Below are 3,036 nucleotides of genomic sequence, written 5' to 3' on the forward strand. Positions count from 1 at the left end.
GTGAGCCGCTGTAAGAGCGGAACCATAAGCAGCCGTTACCGCAGCAACGGATATGCACCCCAACCGCCCAAATCCCTCCCAAGATGGCAAGTTGAACTCCACTCAGGTTTACTACTCCCTGAGTAACCGTTCCACCGGCCCCAAACGCCGGTCATCAAGGCCACCGAATGGACAAATACACCCCCCACACCTGGCAGCCCCACGAGCGCCCGAGCCTGCCGGGCTCGCCGTCGACGCCGCTGCATTCCACCCGCAAGCGCTGGGCCTACGCCCTCGTTGGCGTACTGGTGGCAATCACCGGTGGCCTCGGCAACTCGCTGGTGATCGCCAACCTTGTGTACCTCCAGGGCGCCCTGGGGGCCACGACGGCCGAGATGGCCTGGCTCCCCGCCGCCTACGTCATGACCAACGTCTCCATGAACCTGCTGCTGGTAAAATTCCGCCAGCAATTCGGCCTGCGTGCGTTCACCGAAGTGTTCCTGGTGCTCTACGCCCTGGTCACCTTCGGCCACCTGTTCGTCAACGACCTCAGCTCGGCCATCGCTGTACGCGCGGCCCACGGCATGGTCGGCGCCGCCCTCAGTTCCCTGGGCCTGTACTACATGATCCAGGCCTTTCCCGCAAAGTGGCGGATGAAAGCCCTGGTGCTCGGCCTGGGCACCGCGCAATTGGCGTTGCCCCTGGCCCGACTGTTCTCCGAAGACCTGCTGCAAATCGCCGAATGGCGCGGCCTGTACCTGTTCGAACTGGGCATGGCGCTGACCTGCCTGGGCTGCGTATTCCTGCTCAAGTTGCCCCCGGGCGACCGCTTCAAGACCTTCGAAAAACTCGACTTCCTGACCTTCGCCATCCTCGCCACCGGCGTTGCCTTGCTCTGCGCGGTGCTGTCCCTGGGCCGTATCGACTGGTGGCTGGAGGCCCCGTGGATTGGTATCGCCTCGGCCTGCTCGCTGGTGCTGATCATGGCCGGCCTGGCCATCGAACATAACCGCTCCAACCCGTTGCTGATGACCCGCTGGCTGGGCAGCGGAGCGATGATTCGCCTGGCGCTGGCGGTGGTGCTGATTCGCATGGTGCTCTCGGAGCAGTCCACCGGTGCCGTGGGCTTCATGCAGATGCTGAACATGAGCAACGAGCAGATGCGCACGCTGTATTGGGTGATGCTGGCGGGGGCGATTGCCGGCCTGGCCGTGAGCGCGCTGACCATCAACCCCGCGCATTTGCTGATGCCGCTGATCATCTCCCTGGCCTTCATGGCCGTGGGCTCGGTGATGGACAGTTTCTCCAGCAACCTCACGCGTCCGCAAAACATGTACATCAGCCAGTTCCTGCTAGGCTTTGGCGGCACATTCTTCCTCGGGCCGACCATGGTCCTGGGCACGAAGAACGTACTGACCAACCCCAGGAACCTGGTGAGTTTCTCGGTGCTGTTCGGGATTTGCCAGAACCTCGGCGGCCTCATCGGTGCGGCATTGCTCGGTACGTTCCAGATCGTGCGGGAAAAATTCCATTCCAGCATGATCGTCGAACACCTGACTTTGCTCGACCCGCGTGTGGCGGCGCGTGTTGCCAGCGGCGGCTCGGCCTATGGCGGGGTGATCGCCGACCCCGAGTTGCGCAACCTCATGGGCATTCGCAGCCTGGCCACGGCCGCCACCCGCGAGGCGAATGTGATGGCCTACAACGATGTGTTCATGCTGATCGCGATCATCGCCATACTCACCATGATCTGGATCTTTATCCGCAGCCTCTGGCTGATGAGTACCACTAAAGCTGCCGCCAGTGCAGCGCCTCCCGTTCAACCCAGCGGCGCACTTTCTTCATGACCGAACCGACGACGACCACCACCAACGCCATCGCTTCCACGCCGGAAGGCACCGCGCCGCCGAGCATGCCGGCCACCGAACCGCGCTCCTTGCGGGTGCGCATCATCTCTTCCATGGGCTTTGCCGCGATTGCGATTATCGGCGTGCTGATCGTGCTCTACGCCTGGCAGTTGCCGCCCTTCAGCAGCGCCGTGGAAACCACCGAAAACGCCCTGGTGCGCGGCCAGGTGACGATCATCGGGCCGCAGCTCAGCGGCTACGTGTATGAAGTGCCGGTGACGGACTTCCAGTACGTCAAGGCCGGGGATTTGCTGGTGCGCCTCGATGACCGTATCTACAAGCAGCGCCTTGATCAGGCCCAGGCGCAATTGGCGGTGCAGCAGGCGTCCCTGGCCAATGTGGTGCAGCAACGCAACAGCGCCGAGGCGACCATCAAGCTGCGTCAGGCGGCCTTGATGGACAGCCAGGCCCAGGCCCGCAAAAGCACCGCGGATTTGCGCCGCAATGAGGAGTTGATCAGCGATGGGTCGGTGTCCAAACGCGAGCTGGACGTGACCCGCGCCGCCAATGCGCAAACCATCGCGGCCGTGGCCCAGGCCCAGGCCAACCTGGAAATCGCCCGGCAGGATTTGCAGACAGTGATCGTCAATCGCGGTTCGCTGGAGGCGGCGGTGGCCAGTGCCGATGCGGCGGTGGAGCTGGCGCGTATCGACCTGTCGAACACCCGGATCATCGCCCCGCGTGACGGGCAACTGGGCCAGATTGGCGTGCGCCTCGGGGCCTACGTCAACAGCGGCGCGCAGTTGATGGCGCTGGTGCCGAACCAGCTGTGGGTGATCGCCAACATGAAAGAAACCCAGATGGACAACGTGCAGGTTGGCCAGCCGGTGACCTTTACCGTGGATGCCCTGGACCACCGCAAGTTTCACGGCACGGTGCAGCGCATTTCCCCGGCGACCGGGTCGGAGTTCAGCCTGTTGCAGGCGGACAATGCTACCGGCAACTTCGTCAAGATCGCCCAGCGGGTGCCGGTGCGGATTACCGTGGATCCGGGGCAGGAGCAGAGTGAACGGCTGCGACCGGGGTTATCGGTGGTGGTGAGTATCGACACGGCGGGGCGCCTGAAAAACACCCCTCCCTAAGACACAATGGAGATCAAAAATGTGGGAGCGGGCTTGCTCGCGAATGCGGAGTGTCAGTCGCAGATGTG

2 protein-coding genes are annotated in these 3,036 nt (G+C 63.3%); both read left to right on the top strand.

The window, feature by feature from the left end; translation table 11 throughout:
• Positions 1–167: 167 nt before the first annotated feature.
• On the top strand, positions 168–1,826 hold the full coding sequence (locus tag ACW9I6_RS31730) for an MFS transporter (RefSeq protein WP_003207803.1): 1,659 nt from the start codon (positions 168–170) through the stop codon (positions 1,824–1,826).
• Entirely contained in the window at positions 1,823–2,968 is a 1,146-nt protein-coding gene (locus ACW9I6_RS31735) for an HlyD family secretion protein (protein WP_003207807.1), read from the top strand. The genes ACW9I6_RS31730 and ACW9I6_RS31735 overlap by 4 nt, the downstream gene beginning before the upstream one ends.
• The last annotated feature ends 68 nt before the right edge of the window (positions 2,969–3,036 follow it).

The organism is Pseudomonas sp. SDO5522_S412, from assembly GCF_054071215.1.